Source organism: Pedobacter sp. GW456-11-11-14-TSB4 (assembly GCF_059424425.1).
On sequence record NZ_JBWKZK010000001.1, the window covers coordinates 1,256,665 to 1,272,811 of the forward strand.

Here is a 16,147-nt window from a genome sequence, read left to right on the forward strand (position 1 = left end):
AAAATAGTCTATAAGACTGGTAGTGTTTAATTATCTTTGCCGAAATCACTATTAAAATTATGAAAAAATATATAGTTGTTGTTGCTTTGTTGTTGTTGAGCGCAACTGGCTTCGCCCAAGAAAAATCAATAGTTTCTATTTATAATCCCAAGGCTAACGCTCAGGCAGATATAAATGCAGCTGTTGCAAAAGCTAAGAAAGCAAATAAGCATGTTTTTATACAAGTGGGTGGTAATTGGTGTGTTTGGTGTATTCGTTTCCACGATTTGGTTAAAGAAACACCGGCGTTAAAGGATTACCTAGCCAATAATTATGAAACAGTGTTGGTAAATTATAGTCCAGAAAACAAAAATGAGGAAGTACTTAAGAAATTGAGCAACCCTGGTCGCTTTGGATTTCCTGTGTTTTTAATTTTAGATGGAAATGGAAAATTGTTGCACACACAAAACTCAGCTTATTTAGAAGATGGACAAGGTCACAGTGTGAAGAAAATTACCGATTTTTTAAAAAATTGGAATTATGGAGCATTACATCCTGCTAAGAAGTAAATTTTAAATTCAGAGCGAAGGAAGAGTCTCATCATAAAACTCTTCCTTCGTCTGTGTGGCAATAATTACAGCCCGTCTCCAGATTTAAAATATTGATTAGCCGTTACAGGCAATTTGCCAGTTGGAATCAATTGATTTTTAAATACAGCAGCAGCAGCTTTTTGCATATAATCTTCTTTTTGATACGCTACTAATAATGCTTTAGCATTTTCCAAACCTGCTAAACTCGCTAAATTATATGGGTTGGCAAATAAAGCAAAAACAGCGTTTCTGTTGGTTAAACTTGCGATAAGATTTTTTACATCAGCACTTAGTGGAATGTTGTTTGATGGTCTTAAACGGGTATCAACAATTGATACAATTAATTGATCTTCTGGCTTAAGCTGGTTTACAACTTGAGCAATTGCATTTGCATTGGCATTTTTATCTAAACTATAATACACTGAGTTTTTATAGCTAGCTTCTAACTCTTTTTGAAAAGTGGTTACATCTTTAGTACCTAAATTGATAATCACTGTTCTTTTAGTAGGGTCGAAAGTTTTAATGTAATCAGCGCCGCGTAACATGGTCATACTTGCGTTGGCCAACTGTTGTAGTAGCACCAAACTTTCTGGTCTGTTTACTTCTGCTGCAACATTAGTTTCGCTAACTTGCTTTTTAATGTTTAAACCTGCCCAATATTTAGCAGTTAATATTTTCTTAACGCTTTCATCAATTCTTTCTATTGTTAACCTTTGATCTTTTATAGCTTGAGCAACCATTTTAACGGCTCTTTTACTGTTTTCTGATAACTCTAAAATATCGTTACCAGCAATTACGCCCATCACATCGGCCTCGCCATCTTTAAAATATTTTACTACGCCTTTCATCTCCATGGCATCAGAAATAATAATGCCTTTAAAGCCCAATTTTTCCTTAAGCAGGCCAGTAACAATTGGTTTTGATAATGTAGAAGGCATATTTGGAGTTGCATCTAATGATGGAATATTCATGTGGGCAATCATAACGCCTGCTGCGCCATTATCAATTAACTCTTTAAAAGGATAAATCTCTAAACTATCTAAACGTTCTTTAGTGAAATTTAACTGTGGTAAATCATAGTGAGAATCTACATCAGTATCACCATGGCCAGGAAAATGTTTAATGCTTACCAATAAACCACCATCTTGCATGCCTTTTAAATAGGCGGCAGCTTTTTGAGCAACGTTGTATTTATTTTCTCCGAAAGAGCGATAATTAATAACAGGGTTTTTAGCATTGTTATTTACATCAACAACTGGTGCTAAATTCATGTGCATGCCCAGGCGTTTATAATCTTTAGCAACTTCTAATCCCATTTTATAAATCAGTTCTTTGTCTTGTATTGCACCCAAAGCCATTTGATAAGGATAAGAAATGGTGCTGTCTAAACGCATACCTAAGCCCCATTCTCCATCGCTGGTAATTAATAATGGCACTTTAGCTAATTTTTGATATTGGTTAGTTAAAATTGCTTGTCGGCCGGGCCCACCTTGAAAAAACACTAATCCTCCAATTTTTTCCTTTTTGATTACTTTACCAATCGAATCTTGAAGTTTTTTGCTCGTATTGGTTTGAGCTCTAATAAAAAACATTTGTGCAATTTTCTGCTTTTTACTTAATTTTCTAAAAACAGAATCAACCCAAAGAGGTTCGTTTTTTAATAAATCGGTATATGATGCTTGTTGTGCTTTTAACGATGTAGCCCCGAAGCCAATTATTGCAGCTATGCTACAAAAAAGGAATTTTTTCATGAATGGTATAAATATCAATTTGTATGAAACGGTGAATTTAAGTAAAAGTTTAGATTTACAAATCAAAACAAAGCTTACTGGGGTAAACTATAGTGTTTAAAGCGTTTTAAACACATTTTGTATTAAATTTGATACACATTTCATCAAATTGACTAAATCATTAGAATTTTTCCTTACTTAAAACTTATCTCTAAAACATTAAAAATCAATTCTTAAAAGCACAATTCTTAACTATATCGAAATATACAAAGTCATTTGGCACATTTATTCCATGAGGGTTTCAAATCAATATTGTTTAATAAATTTTATTATGAAAAAAATACTTATCCTAGCAATGGGCTTGTTCATTACAGGTGTTGCAAATGCACAAAGTACAGACAAAGCAATTAGACTTGGCGCAAAAGCGGGTCTTAACTATTCAAACATTATTAAAGATGATGGTAACAACGACTTTGAAACTGATTATTTAGCTGGTTTTCATGCAGGTTTAACATTAGATATTAAACTGTTAGAAAATTTAGCTTTTACACCAGAATTACTTTACTCTACTAAAGGTTACAAATTACAATCTACTTTTGGTGAGTTTACGCAAAAAACATCATTTATTGATGTGCCAATTTTAGCAAGTATCCAGTTAGCTCAAGGTTTAAATTTGGTAGCTGGGCCACAAGTTTCATTTTTATTATCTACCAATAACAAATTCGAAAATGGATTTGGTACAGTAGAGCAACAAATTGTTGAAGACGAATCAGATCGTTTTAAAAAGAGCTTAGTAGGGGGTGTAATTGGTTTTAGATACGATTTTAACAATCAAGTTGGTATCAACGGTCGTTATGCATTAGATTTCCAGAAAAATAATGAAAACGGATCTAGAACTACACCTGAATTTAAAAACCAAGTTTTTCAAATTGGTTTAGGTGTTAAGTTTTAAGTAAACAATTAACTTATATGGAAAGACTGTCTTGAAAGAGACGGTCTTTTTTGTTTTAAACTCATTTTCTTCTAAATCTAGGCGTAGTAAATTTTGATATCAAAATATATAACTGTATTTTTAGTTAAAACATTAATATGAAAAGTATTTTTATAATTTTCTTGATCTTAGGTTTCACTGGGTATTTATTATGGGAAAATAGTAAACCTAATAAGGAAGTTAGAGAAACTGATAAAATCGCTAATACAAGAGTAACAACTGCAATTAAATGGCATGATTCGCTTTTTAGACATTTGCCAAAAGACATCGATACCACTATTATAGTTAATGATAGTAAGGGTAAATCCCTTCATTTCTCCCAGTATATTAAAGTGGTTTTTAATCACGAAGCCCTTATTTTTAGAGATAGAAATGTTTGGAGGTTACATAGATTAACTCAAGAGTCACAAGATTCTTTAAAAAGAGATGATTACGCAGTTGCCAGTAGCGAAAGATGGGACGCTTGGAGAAATCCAGATACCATACAAAACTGGAAGATAAAGTTAGATAACATTGCAAATACATTAAATCAAGCTGATAGGATTACTGTTTTAAAAGGAAAACGGAAGATGATGATTTTTCGAAAAGATAGCGTAATCAAAACTTTCTATATTGACTTAGGTTTTAATCCTGTGGGAAATAAAGTTAAAGAGGGTGATGGCAAAACACCAGAGGGAATTTATCACATTGATAGAAAATATGTTAGAAGTGATAAATTTTACAAGAGTTTTTTAATTTCCTACCCAAATGCACATGATAAACTCATCGCAAAGCAGAAGGGTGTAAAAGTGGGATTTGGTGTTTCTATTCATGGTACAACCTATTCAAAAGTTAATGCAAAAGATTGGACTGCAGGATGCATCGCTTTGCAAAATAGAGATATGGATACTTTGTTTAAATATATTGCTTCAGGAACTACCATTGATATTCAAAAATAAATATCAGCTTACTAATGGCTTTTGACCTATTCAATCTGAGTTTAAGGATATGAAAAAAATAAACCTTCAAATTTTAAGATTTTTTTAACTTGCTACTGTAACCTAAATTTTTTTGCTGTTGTCATAGTATTCAGAACTGCGGTTCTAAAAACAATGAATGTTTAACATAAAAAAATAGAAATCATGCAAGGAATATTAGTACCAATTACATTTTTCATCTGTACGTTCGCAATGGTGTTCGGTTTAAGATACTTATCTAACAAAGAAAAAATGGCGATGATTGAGCGTGGTATAGATCCAGGCTTACATAAATCTACTCCAAAACCGTTTTTAAGCTTAAAATTTGGCTTGCTCTTAGTTGGTTTGGGCGTTGGATTAATGGTAGCGTTATTTACAGTTAGAGGCGTTTTCGGACGAGAAATGACTGATATGGAAGAAGGTCAATCTGTAGCAATTTACTTCGGTTGCCTTGGTATTTTTGGAGGCTTAGGTTTGATTGTTTCTTACATCATCGAGAAAAAATGGTTGGATAAGCAGGGGTAGAGAAGTCAGAAAGTTGGGGAAGTCCGCAAGACAGTAAAGTCAGGAAGTCCGAAGTCATCATGGCTATCGGACTTTTTGATTCTCACTTCGGGCTACAACGGCTTAGGTAAAATGGCAACGGTTAATCTACTAATGCAATTCATTTTTCCTTTTTCGTTGTACATTTTAATTTCCCAAATCTGTGTTTTTCCACCAATATGTAATGGCTTACAAATACCTTTTACCAAACCAGAACTTACTGGTCTTATATGATTGGCATTAACCTCTAAGCCTACAGCTATATACTTATCAGGATTAATGCACATGTAGCTTGCAATGCTGCCTAAAGTTTCGGCCAACACTACCGATGCACCGCCGTGCAAAATGCCAGCGGGTTGGTGTGTGCGTTCATCAACAGGCATGGTTGCACAAATATAATCTTCACCAATTTCTGTAAATTCAATACCCAAAACTGCCCCAATATGGTTTTTTGGTCTATCATTAAGCACTGCTGGTGTAAATTCTTTAAACCAAATCATAAATATCTTTCCTTAATAATTTTAGTATGATGGATCACATGCCCAGCAATCATAAATACAATGGCTCTTACAGACATTGGTCTATTGCTAGCGGTGCCTATTCTGCCTAATTCTTCTTCGTTAAGCGATTTAATTAAAAACAAATTCGATTTCCTCAGTTGAGCAAATTCTTCTGATAAGCTAAATAAACTTCTAGCGGCAAAATTTGCGTTGGCTACGTAATCATCTTCTTCAAAACCGGGCAATGGAGATTTTTCATTGCGAGCAAAACAAGTTAAACGATAAATCATAATACGTTCGGTATCAATCATATGGCCAACTAATTCTTTTATGGTCCATTTTCCGGGTTCATAAGCGTAATCTGCTTTTTCTACCAAGTTGTTCAAAAAATTGCTGAAATCAGAAATTTGGTTTGTTAATATCTCTATCACATCTCCTTCAACCAAATTAATATAATTGCTAAACGCCTCTGGGTATTCCTGTATTTGTGGTCGGTTCATAAGTTATGCTACTCTTTAAGATAATTCTAAATGTTGTGCCGCTGCCCAATTCCGATTCCTTTACGAAGATTTGCCCGCTGTGGTAATTTTCAATTATCCTTTTGGTTAAAGATAAACCTAAACCCCAACCGCGTTTACGTGTGGTATAGCCTGGTTGAAAAACAGTATCGAATTTAGATCTAGGTATTCCTCTTCCAGTATCACTAACGTCTATAAAAACCTCTTCTTTTGTCAAATTCTCGATAATATTAACTGTAATAGTGCCTTCATTTTCAATCGCATTAGCTGCGTTTTTTAATAAATTTTCAATAACCCAATCAAATAAAGGGATGCTTAACATTGCCCTCACTTGGTTATCGCCAGTTATCACAAAGTTGATTTTATCTGATGTTCTTATTTTAAAATAATCGATAAAATTTTTAACCACTAAAAATACCACATGGTCTTCGAGTATTGGTTTAGAGCCTATTTTAGAAAAACGATCTGTTATAATTTCTAAACGGTGAATGTCGTTTTGCATTTCGGCAATCAATGGGTCTTCTTCTGCATCAAATTTCGATTTCATGAGCTCTACCCAAGCCATTAATGATGAAATAGGAGTACCCAATTGGTGTGCAGTTTCTTTTGCCATACCAACCCAAACTTGGTCTTGCTCTGCTCTACGAGCCGAACTAAATGCAACATAAGCTGCCAAAATAAAAAGCCCAATTACACCTAATTGTATGTAAGGGAAAAACCTCAACTGTGTTAAAATAAACGAATCTTTATAATAGGCAATTAAAGGTTCACCCTCACTACCAGTCATTTTTGCGGGCTTGTGCTGCTTTTTCATTTTATCCAATTGCCTCACAAAATAGAGGGAATCGTAAGTTTTAGATTCGTCTGTTGGATACAGTGTTTTTGTAGTGTCTAATCCATCCCAAAGGTAAATGCTACCATCTGGTTTAGTTACAATTACATCCACTTTCGTATTTTTCTTAAGCAAATCGTAAATACCTGTTAGTTGCTCATTGTCGTACATTTTCATTTGTTGTTCGGCAACAGTAACCCAAAGTTTAAATTGAGCAGCTTCTTCTCGCTCCATCTTTTTTACGAAAAAGTCTGAGTAAAATACCGATGCCGTACCAATTACTATGGCAAAAACCAGTAAAAATACCTTCCAGCGGCGCTTTTTTTGATAGGGGTTCATAATAGATGATGGCAAATTACGAAAAAATGTAAAATGTGTCACAACAAAACCCAAATAAGTATTCCTTCCATTTTCCACCTCACATCTTCCGTCTAAATTATATCTTTGTAACCTCATGGAAAAGAAAGTTAGAGTAAGATTTGCACCAAGCCCAACAGGTGGCTTACACTTAGGTGGCGTACGTACCGCTTTATTTAATTATTTATTTGCAAAAAAACATAAAGGAACCTTTATTTTACGTGTTGAAGATACAGATCAAACGCGTTTTGTAGCAGGAGCCGAAGAATATATTGTAGACTGTTTAAATTGGTGTGGAATTACACCCGATGAAAGTCCGCAACAGCCTGGCACTTTTGGGCCATACCGCCAAAGTGAACGCAAAGCGAGATACAAGCAATATGCAGAGCAATTAATTGCAGATGGATTTGCTTATTATGCTTTTGATACTCCAGAAGAATTAACAGCCAAAAGAACAGAACAACCTAACTTTTTATACGGTCAGCAAACGCGTATGGAAATGCGTAATTCATTAACGCTATTGCAAAGCGAAGTTGATGAATTATTAGCTGGCCAAACTCCTTATGTAGTTAGAATTAAAATGCCAGAAGATGAGCAGGTTTCTTTTAACGATATGATTAGAGGTATTGTAAGTTTTGATACTAATTTAGTTGATGATAAGGTTTTGCTTAAAGCCGATGGAATGCCAACATATCATTTGGCTGTGGTAGCAGATGACAAAGCGATGGAAATTAGCCATGCTTTTAGAGGCGAAGAGTGGCTACCATCTGCTCCAATCCATATTTTGCTTTGGAAATATTTAGGATGGGAAGATTCGATGCCACAATGGGCGCATCTGCCATTAATTTTAAAACCAGATGGAAACGGAAAATTAAGCAAACGTGATGGTGATCGTTTAGGTTTTCCTGTATATGCCATGAACTGGACTGACCCAAAAACTGGAGACTTAACCAAAGGATTTAAAGAATTAGGATTTATGCCTGAGGCTTTCGTAAATCTTTTAGCCATGTTAGGTTGGAATGATGGTACAGACAAAGAGATTTTTACTTTAGCAGAGCTGATAGAATCTTTCTCTATTGATCGCATAAGCAAAGCAGGAGCAAAATTCGATTTTGAAAAAGCTAAATGGTATAACCACGAGTGGATTAAACAATCGTCGGCTAGCAATTTACAGTTAGCTGTTAGTAACATTTTAACCGAAGCAAATATTGAAGTTAAGAGCGAAGCGTATTTATTGCAAGTTATTGGTGCAGTTAAGGATCGTTGCAATTTATTAGGCGATTTTGTTGGTCAAAGTGCATACTTTTTTGCTTCTCCAACTAGTTATGATGAAGCTGCTGTTAAACCAAAATGGACGGCTGAAAAGGCTGAATTTTTTAAAGATTTTGCAGCCTTAATTAATGATCAATCATCGGCTATGCAATTAGAAGAGCAATTTAAAGCATTAGCAGAAACTAAAGGTTTTAAGCCAGGAGAGTTAATGTTGCCATTTAGAATAATGTTAGTTGGTGGTAAATTTGGGCCAGGTGTTTTTGATATTGCAGTAATGTTAGGCGAAAACGAAACTAAATCTAGAATTGAAAAAGCAGTTTCTGCATTTAACTCTTAAATAATTATTAAATTGGTATAAGAATTGTCCCTCAGTTTCTAAACTTAAATTTTATAATATGCAGTGGTTTGGTAAAGGTAGTAACAATGTAGAAGACGGTAGAGGTGGCGGAGGTGGCAAAGTCGCTTTTGGCGGTGGTATTGGGATAATCATTGTATTAGTTGGTTTGTTTTTTGGTAAAGATTTATCTGGCGTTGCTAATTTAATTCCAACTACAGAACAGGGGACTGTAAAAGAAGGTGTTCCAGAAAATGATCCTCAGGCTCAATTTATATCAGGTGTTTTAGAATCAACAGAACAAGTTTGGGATAAACAGTTTGCCGAAATGGGCATGCAATATGAATATCCAACACTTAGACTATTTACCGATGGTGTTCAATCTGCATGCGGTAGCGCAAGCTCAGCGGTTGGTCCTTTTTACTGTCCAGGAGATAATAAAGTTTATATCGATTTATCATTTTATGATGAATTGAAAAACCGCTTCGGTGCAGCTGGAGATTTTGCTCAAGCCTACGTTATTGCACACGAAGTTGGGCATCACGTTCAAAACCTTTTAGGTACATCTGCTAAAGTGCAAGCCGCCCGTGGCAGATTAAGCGAAGTAGAATATAATAAACTATCAGTTAAGTTAGAATTACAAGCAGATTTTTATGCTGGCTTGTGGGCTCATCATGCTCAAAACTTGAAAGATTTTAAGTTAGATGCAGGCGATATTGATGAAGCCTTAAATGCTGCAAACGCTATTGGCGACGATAAATTGCAGAAGCAAGCTCAAGGTGAAGTGGTGCCAGATGCTTTCACACATGGAACATCGGCTCAACGAATGTTCTGGTTTAAAAAAGGTTATGAGAGTGGTGATTTTCAAAAAGGCGATACTTTTAATGCCTCTGGTTTTTAAATTAAAAGCATTTCATTAAAAAAATTAATTTTTAATTAAATTTTTAAAACAAAATAGGGATACATTTGTTTGATTAGATTATTGCAATGATATTTCAATTGCTAAACCAAACAAACAGCTGTAATTACTATTGAATGATCCTTATTGTAGATGACACGCCCGAGAACCTAATTTCTTTAAAAAAGGTTCTCGAGAAACATAATTTTGAGGTCGATACAGCCTCATCTGGCGAAGAAGCTCTTAAAAAGGTTTTAAAAAACTCTTACGTTTTAATCATTTTAGACGTACAGATGCCAGGCATGGATGGCTTTGAAGTTGCTGAAGCTATTTCTGGGTACAGCAAGGCTAAAGAGACTGCCATCATTTTTCTTTCTGCCGCAAATACCGAATTCAGATTTATTGCTAAAGGATATTCTTCTGGTGGTTTAGATTATATAACTAAGCCAGTTGATATGAATATTTTGCTTTTAAAAGTGCAAACTTTTTATCGCATATATGAGCAAAATAGAAAGCTTAACGAAATGCAAAAAAGCCTGCTCGAAGAAATCGAATTTAGGAAGGAAGCAGAGCGAAAAAAAGATGAATTTATAAGTATTGCTAGTCACGAACTTAAAACTCCTTTAACAAGCGTAAAAGGTTATGTACAGTTGCTGGAAAGAAGTATTGATAAAGGTGACAACATAACGGTTAAAAAGCACTTAGGCAAAGCTCAAGTGCAACTAGAAAAACTGAACAGTTTAATTGCCGATTTGCTAGATATATCAAAAATTGAAAGCGGAAAATTAAAGTTTAATAAACAAGAATTTTGTATTGATGAGTTGATCGATAACGTTATCGATGTAATGCATCAATCTAATCCGGAGTTTAAGATAATTAAAGAGGGAAGCACTAGATGTAAGGTTTATGGCGATGAAATGCGCATTGAACAAGTTGTGATCAATTTTTTAACAAATGCAATCAAATATTCTCCAGGTACTTCAGAAATAAAGCTAACCTGCAATTTACAAGGCGATACTGTGTTTTTGAGTGTGAAAGATTACGGTATCGGAATGTCTGAAGATCAGCTGCAAAACGTTTTCGAAAAATTCTATCGTGTAGAAGAAACTTCTCAGCGCTTCCAAGGCTTGGGTATAGGACTTTATATCGCTTCAGAAATTATAAAAAGACATGGCGGCAAAATAGGTGTGAATAGCATTTATGGAGAAGGTTCTGAATTTTATTTCTCTATCCCATTTAGACATAACCAAGATTTTGATGAACTATAACATTACCATTTAATGAAATTATCGCTTAAAACAAACCTACGCCTTGGCCTTGGCTTATCATTAATTATCTTAATTTTAAGTTCACTTGCTTCTTACATTAGTATCAATAATTTAATAAAAAGTTCAGACTTAGTTGCTCATAGCAACAGTATAATGAATGGATTAGATAATGTGATATCTACCTTAAAAGATGCAGAGACAGGTCAGAGAGGATATATTCTTACCAACAACAAAGTTTTTTTAGAACCATATGTTGGCGCCAACGAAAAAATAAATGCGCTGTACAACGAGGTAAAAAGAGAAACAACAGATAATCCTTACCAACAAAGAAAGTTGGAAGAATTGAAAGAAATTTTAGATTCTAGATTTAAAGTAATTGATAGAACCATAACCACTAAGGGTAGAGGTGGCATGGTTACTGAGACCGATTTGCTAGAAGGCAAAATTTACATGGATAAGATTAGGCAGATCATCAGAGATATGCAAAGCGAAGAGAAAAGGCTATTATCTATTCGTACTGAAGAGCTAAATTCGTTTTCTAAATACACGCCAATTCTAATTGTTTTTGCTTCATTATTAGCTTTAATTATTACTATATTTTTCTACAGAAAGGTATCAACTGATTATAATGCGAGAGTTGTGTTGCAAGAGAAACTAGAGCAACTAAATGAGGTAACTACTAAACGAATTCAAACCATACAAAGTATAGCTTCTGAAATATCTAGTGGAAATTATAAAATAAGGTTAGATGATATTGCCAAAGATGCTTTGGGCAATTTGGCCGGATCTTTAAATGCAATGGCCGAATCATTACAATATTCTTTCGGTTTATTAGAAGATAAAGAGTGGATGCAAAGCGGTATCGCCAAGTTAAACGATCAGATGGTGGGCGAAAAGGATGTTAAAACCTTGGCGAATGATATGTTGATTCATATTGTAGAACATACCAAAAGTAATGTTGCAGCGCTTTATATTTTAGAAGATGATAAAAATTTATATTTAACTGGAGCATATGCTTTAACGCCTAACGAAAAAAGCTTTAAACTAGCTATTGGCGAAGGCTTGGTAGGGCAATGTCTCAAATCTCAGAAACTAATTTTATTAGATCAAATACCAGAAACGGATATCACCATAAGTTATGCAACTGGCCAAACCAAACCTGTAAATGTGGTGGCATTTCCGGTTAGGCGTAACGGCGTTGTTATTGGCGTTATAGAATTAGCTTCGTTAAATCATTATACCCCAAGGAAAATAGAATTTTTCAATAACATATCAGCCAACATTGGTATTGCGATTTATACTTCACAAAGCCGAAAACGCATACAGGAGTTTTTAGAAGAAACACAGGCACAAGCTGAAGAATTACAAGCACAACATAGCGAGTTAGAAGGTTTAAACGCAGAGCTCGAAGCACAAACCCAAAAAATACAGGCTTCTGAAGAAGAATTAAGAGTGCAGCAAGAAGAGTTGTTGCAAAGCAATCAGGAGTTAGAAGAGAGAACAAGCTTATTAGAAGAAAAAAATCAACTCATCCAAGAGCGAAATATTGATATCCAGCAAAAGGCAGAACAACTAGAGCAAAGCACTAAATACAAGTCAGAGTTTTTAGCCAATATGTCTCATGAATTAAGAACCCCACTAAATTCAATCTTATTGCTTTCAAAACTAATGGCTGATAATGAAGATTTAGATAAGGAATATACGGAGTATGCCGCGGTTATTCAAAGCTCTGGTCAAGGTTTACTGAGTTTAATAGACGAAATTTTAGATCTTTCTAAAATTGAAGCTGGTAAAATGGATTTAGAAATTCATGAAGTTAAGGTTGAGGAAGTTTTAACCGATATGAAGTCGTTGTTTAAGCCTATTGCTCAAGACAAGAAATTAACTTTAGAGGTTTCATTAACTGACGAATTGCCTGATCTTATTGCAACCGATAAAATGAGATTAGAGCAGATCTTGAAAAATCTATTGTCAAATGCGTTTAAGTTTACCAATGAAGGCACTGTTAGTTTAATTTTGGCCATTAATAATAAGCAGAAAACAATATCATTTAAAGTAAAAGATACGGGTATTGGTATTCCTAAATCGAAAATGGGATTGGTTTTCGAAGCCTTTCAACAAGCAGATGGTTCAACTAGAAGAAAATTTGGTGGAACAGGCTTGGGCTTATCTATAAGTAGAGAGCTAGCTAAACTTTTAGGTGGCGATATTAAACTAGAGAGTGAAGAAAATGTTGGTAGCGAGTTTACGCTTACAGTTCCTTTAAATTACCATGATAAAGAGGCATTTTTAGCAGAGCAAAAACAACTTGCCGAAACTCAAGAAAAGCAACATTTTGTTGCACTCCAAGAAGCAATAGAAAGGTTTACAGTTACACATATTCCTGGAGATGTGGCCGACGATAGAGAAAGCATCACAAAAAATGATAAGGTAATTTTAATTATCGAAGATGATACTGCATTCGCAAAAATGCTCTTAGATTTTACCCGTAAGCGTAATTACAAAGGTATTGTTGCTGTACGTGGAGATGTAGGTATTGAAATGGCAAACCAATACAATCCTTTAGCTATTTTATTAGATATTCAATTGCCAATTAAAGATGGTTGGCAGGTGATGGAGGAACTTAAAAGTAATCCAAAAACAAGGCCAATACCTGTCCATATTATGTCGTCACTTTCAGTAAAAAGAGAAAGTTTACTTAAAGGTGCGGTAGACTTTATTGATAAGCCGGTTGCTTTAGAGCACATGAAACAGATATTTGAGAAACTAGAAGTTGCCTTAACCAGATCGCCTAAGCAAGTGCTAATTGTAGAAGAAAATGAACAACATGCCAAAGCTTTAAGCTACTTTTTAGAAACTTCAAATATTCAAACACGGGTTGTAAAAAACGTGAATGAAAGTATTGAAGCATTAAGTAAAAAAGAAGTTGATTGTGTTATTTTAGATATGGGCGTACCAGATAAAAATGCATACGAAACTTTAGAAATCATCAAGAAAAAAGACGGGTTAGAAAACCTACCAATCATCATCTTTACGGGCAAAAGTTTATCAAAAGGAGAAGAGAGCCGTATTAAGCAGTATGCAGATTCTATTGTTTTAAAAACAGCACACTCCTACCAACGCATTTTAGATGAAGCAGGCTTGTTTTTGCACCTAATTGAAGAAAATGAAAAGCAAGAAAAGCCAAGTATCCGTAAAACACTGGCTGGTTTAAATGATGTTTTAAAAGATAAAGTTGTGCTTATTGCAGATGATGATGTGAGGAACATATTTTCGCTTACCAAAGCATTAGAACAACACCAAATGAAAATTTTGCCAGCTGTTGATGGTAAAGATGCTTTAAAGGTATTAGCCGAAAATCCAAAAGTTGATGTTGTGTTGATGGATATGATGATGCCTGAGTTAGATGGCTATCAAACCACACAAGAAATAAGAAAAATCCCGATGTACAAACAATTGCCAATTTTGGCTGTTACTGCAAAGGCAATGATGGGAGATAGAGAAAAATGTATTGCTGCAGGTGCTTCAGACTATATTTCTAAACCGGTAGATGTAGATCAGTTGGTTTCTTTGTTAAGGGTTTGGTTGTATGATAAAGTTTAATATTGTTTTAAAATATGGAAGTTAAAACAAAAAAAATATTGATTATAGATGATGACAGCAGAAATATTTTTGCATTAACTGCGGTTTTAAAAGCAAAAAAATTCAACTGTTTATCTGCTATAAGTGCTCAGCAAGGGTTTGATATCTTAAAAAATGATGCAGAAATTGGCGTTGTGTTAATGGATATGATGATGCCTGATATGGATGGATATGAAGCTATTCATAAAATGAAAAATCATCCTCACATGGCAACTATTCCAGTTATTGCGGTTACAGCCCAAGCTATGGTAGGAGATAAGGAACGGTGTTTAGCTGCTGGTGCAGTAGGTTATGTATCTAAACCTGTAAATGTTGACGAATTACTTATTCAAATTAATAATTTTTTATAGTGCCACACGTAGACGGGATTAATGACGAGCAGGTAGAAATATTGATAAACGATGTTTTGGAGCAGTATGGATACGATTTTACAGGATATTCTAGAGCATCATTAAAACGACGGTTACTAAGGTTATATGGTCTTGACAGACAGGTAAGTTTTGCAGAGTTTAGGTATAAAGTTGCAAACGATTCTATTTATTTTAAAAGATTTGTAGAGCAAATTACGGTTAATGTTACCGAAATGTTTCGAGACCCTACTTTTTATAAGGCTTTAAGAGAAAAAGTATTGCCAAATTTAGGTACATATCCATTCATCAGAATTTGGTTAGCTGGTTGTTCTACCGGAGAGGAAGCTTTTTCTATTGCAATCGTTTTAAAAGAACTCAATTTGCTGCACAAATCATTAATATATGCAACAGATATTAATCCTACGGTTTTAGAAAAGGCTGGTCAAGGTATTTTTCCATTAAGCCAAATGAAACAATACTCAGAAAATTATATCGCATCTGGTGGCACCCAAGAGTTTTCTACCTATTATAACGCAAATTATTCTCTAGCTAAATTTAATGAAGATCTTAAAGAGAAAATGATTTTTTCAACACATAATTTAGTGTCAGATCATTCTTTTAATGAATTTCAATTGATCTTATGTCGTAATGTTTTAATTTATTTCGATAGAGATTTACAATTTAAAGTGCTACAACTGTTTGATAGCAGCTTAGATAATTTGGGTTATTTAGCATTAGGTACAAAAGAAACTACAGACTTTTCGCCAATTAGTAAACGTTATAAAAGATTAGACACCGAAAAAATTTGGAGAAAGATTAGCTAATGAAAAATTGTGATGCACTAATTATCGGAGGTTCTGCAGGAAGTTTAGATGTGCTTTTTAAAATTCTTCCAGCTATCAATACAACTATTGATTTTCCAATCATCATAGTAGTGCACCGTAAGCAGGGCACAGATTCACTTTTATCTAACCTTCTAGCTACTAAAACTTTACTAAAAGTTAAAGAAATTGAAGAAAAGGAAAAAGTATTGGCAGGAAGTGTTTATATTGTACCCTCGGATTATCATTCGTTAATAGAAAAAGACAAAACTTTTTCGTTAGATTATTCAGAAAAGGTAAACTATTCTAGGCCATCAATTGATGTAACTTTTCAGTCTGCCGCAGAAGTTTATCAAGATAAATTAGTTTGTTTATTGTTATCTGGCTCAAATGCCGATGGTGTAAACGGATTAATAACTGTAAAAAAGTTTGGAGGGAAAGCATTAGTACAAGACCCGCTTACCGCCCAAGTAGATTATATGCCAGCTCAGGCAATTTTAAGAGCAAAAATTGATAACGTGTTGGCTATAGACGAAATGGCCGAATACATAAATAAATTATAGGTT

Annotated in this window: 15 protein-coding genes; 11 read left to right on the forward strand and 4 right to left on the reverse strand. The window is 34.4% G+C overall.

Going from position 1 to position 16,147, the window contains the following annotated elements:
* The first annotated feature begins 59 nt into the window (after positions 1-59).
* Complete coding sequence (locus tag AC07XU_RS05660; protein ID WP_494942646.1) at positions 60-548, forward strand: thioredoxin family protein; 489 nt, start codon at positions 60-62, stop codon at positions 546-548.
* 65 nt (positions 549-613) lie between these two features.
* Here the strand turns inward: AC07XU_RS05660 and AC07XU_RS05665 are convergent, their stop codons facing one another.
* Positions 614-2,320 (reverse strand): glycoside hydrolase family 3 protein, encoded by a 1,707-nt coding sequence (locus AC07XU_RS05665; protein WP_494942647.1) that lies wholly within the window; start codon positions 2,318-2,320, stop codon positions 614-616.
* Positions 2,321-2,630: 310 nt separating this feature from the next.
* On the opposite strand from AC07XU_RS05665, the gene AC07XU_RS05670 reads away from it, so the two are divergent.
* The 3 genes from AC07XU_RS05670 (at position 2,631) to AC07XU_RS05680 (ending at position 4,771) form a co-directional block, all read left to right on the forward strand.
* Positions 2,631-3,251 (forward strand): porin family protein, encoded by a 621-nt coding sequence (locus tag AC07XU_RS05670; RefSeq protein WP_494942648.1) that lies wholly within the window; start codon positions 2,631-2,633, stop codon positions 3,249-3,251.
* A gap of 137 nt (positions 3,252-3,388) precedes the next feature.
* On the forward strand, positions 3,389-4,228 hold the full coding sequence (locus AC07XU_RS05675) for a L,D-transpeptidase family protein (protein ID WP_494942649.1): 840 nt from the start codon (positions 3,389-3,391) through the stop codon (positions 4,226-4,228).
* A 183-nt stretch (positions 4,229-4,411) separates the two neighbouring features.
* Entirely contained in the window at positions 4,412-4,771 is a 360-nt protein-coding gene (locus AC07XU_RS05680; RefSeq protein ID WP_494942650.1) for a DUF6249 domain-containing protein, read from the forward strand.
* Between the two features lie 92 nt (positions 4,772-4,863).
* On the opposite strand, the gene AC07XU_RS05685 is transcribed toward AC07XU_RS05680, so the two are convergent.
* The 3 genes from AC07XU_RS05685 to AC07XU_RS05695 are packed head-to-tail and all read right to left on the reverse strand — an operon-like array spanning position 4,864 to position 6,978.
* Positions 4,864-5,289, reverse strand: a complete 426-nt coding sequence (locus tag AC07XU_RS05685) for a hotdog fold thioesterase (protein WP_494942651.1) — start codon at positions 5,287-5,289, stop codon at positions 4,864-4,866.
* A complete protein-coding gene (locus AC07XU_RS05690) occupies positions 5,286-5,789 on the reverse strand; it encodes a DinB family protein (protein WP_494942652.1) in 504 nt (167 codons plus the stop codon). The genes AC07XU_RS05685 and AC07XU_RS05690 overlap by 4 nt, the downstream gene beginning before the upstream one ends.
* Entirely contained in the window at positions 5,749-6,978 is a 1,230-nt protein-coding gene (locus tag AC07XU_RS05695; protein ID WP_494942996.1) for a sensor histidine kinase, read from the reverse strand. The genes AC07XU_RS05690 and AC07XU_RS05695 overlap by 41 nt, the downstream gene beginning before the upstream one ends.
* A gap of 115 nt (positions 6,979-7,093) precedes the next feature.
* Here AC07XU_RS05695 and gltX point away from each other — a divergent pair, with 115 nt between their 5' ends.
* The 7 genes from gltX to AC07XU_RS05730 all read left to right on the forward strand — a co-directional run bounded on the left by gltX (position 7,094) and on the right by AC07XU_RS05730 (position 16,144).
* A complete protein-coding gene (gene gltX / locus AC07XU_RS05700; RefSeq protein WP_494942653.1) occupies positions 7,094-8,605 on the forward strand; it encodes a glutamate--tRNA ligase in 1,512 nt (503 codons plus the stop codon).
* Positions 8,606-8,663: 58 nt separating this feature from the next.
* Positions 8,664-9,503 (forward strand): KPN_02809 family neutral zinc metallopeptidase, encoded by an 840-nt coding sequence (gene ypfJ, locus AC07XU_RS05705; RefSeq protein ID WP_494942654.1) that lies wholly within the window; start codon positions 8,664-8,666, stop codon positions 9,501-9,503.
* A gap of 134 nt (positions 9,504-9,637) precedes the next feature.
* A complete protein-coding gene (locus tag AC07XU_RS05710; RefSeq protein WP_494942655.1) occupies positions 9,638-10,768 on the forward strand; it encodes a hybrid sensor histidine kinase/response regulator in 1,131 nt (376 codons plus the stop codon).
* Positions 10,769-10,780: 12 nt separating this feature from the next.
* Positions 10,781-14,371 (forward strand): response regulator, encoded by a 3,591-nt coding sequence (locus AC07XU_RS05715; RefSeq protein ID WP_494942656.1) that lies wholly within the window; start codon positions 10,781-10,783, stop codon positions 14,369-14,371.
* Positions 14,372-14,385: 14 nt separating this feature from the next.
* Entirely contained in the window at positions 14,386-14,760 is a 375-nt protein-coding gene (locus AC07XU_RS05720; RefSeq protein WP_494942657.1) for a response regulator, read from the forward strand.
* Positions 14,760-15,584 (forward strand): CheR family methyltransferase, encoded by an 825-nt coding sequence (locus AC07XU_RS05725; protein ID WP_494942658.1) that lies wholly within the window; start codon positions 14,760-14,762, stop codon positions 15,582-15,584. Before AC07XU_RS05720 ends, AC07XU_RS05725 begins: the two co-directional genes overlap by 1 nt.
* Positions 15,584-16,144 carry a chemotaxis protein CheB gene (locus AC07XU_RS05730; RefSeq protein WP_494942659.1) on the forward strand — a complete coding sequence of 187 codons (561 nt, stop codon included), beginning with the start codon at positions 15,584-15,586 and terminating at the stop codon, positions 16,142-16,144. Before AC07XU_RS05725 ends, AC07XU_RS05730 begins: the two co-directional genes overlap by 1 nt.
* The last annotated feature ends 3 nt before the right edge of the window (positions 16,145-16,147 follow it).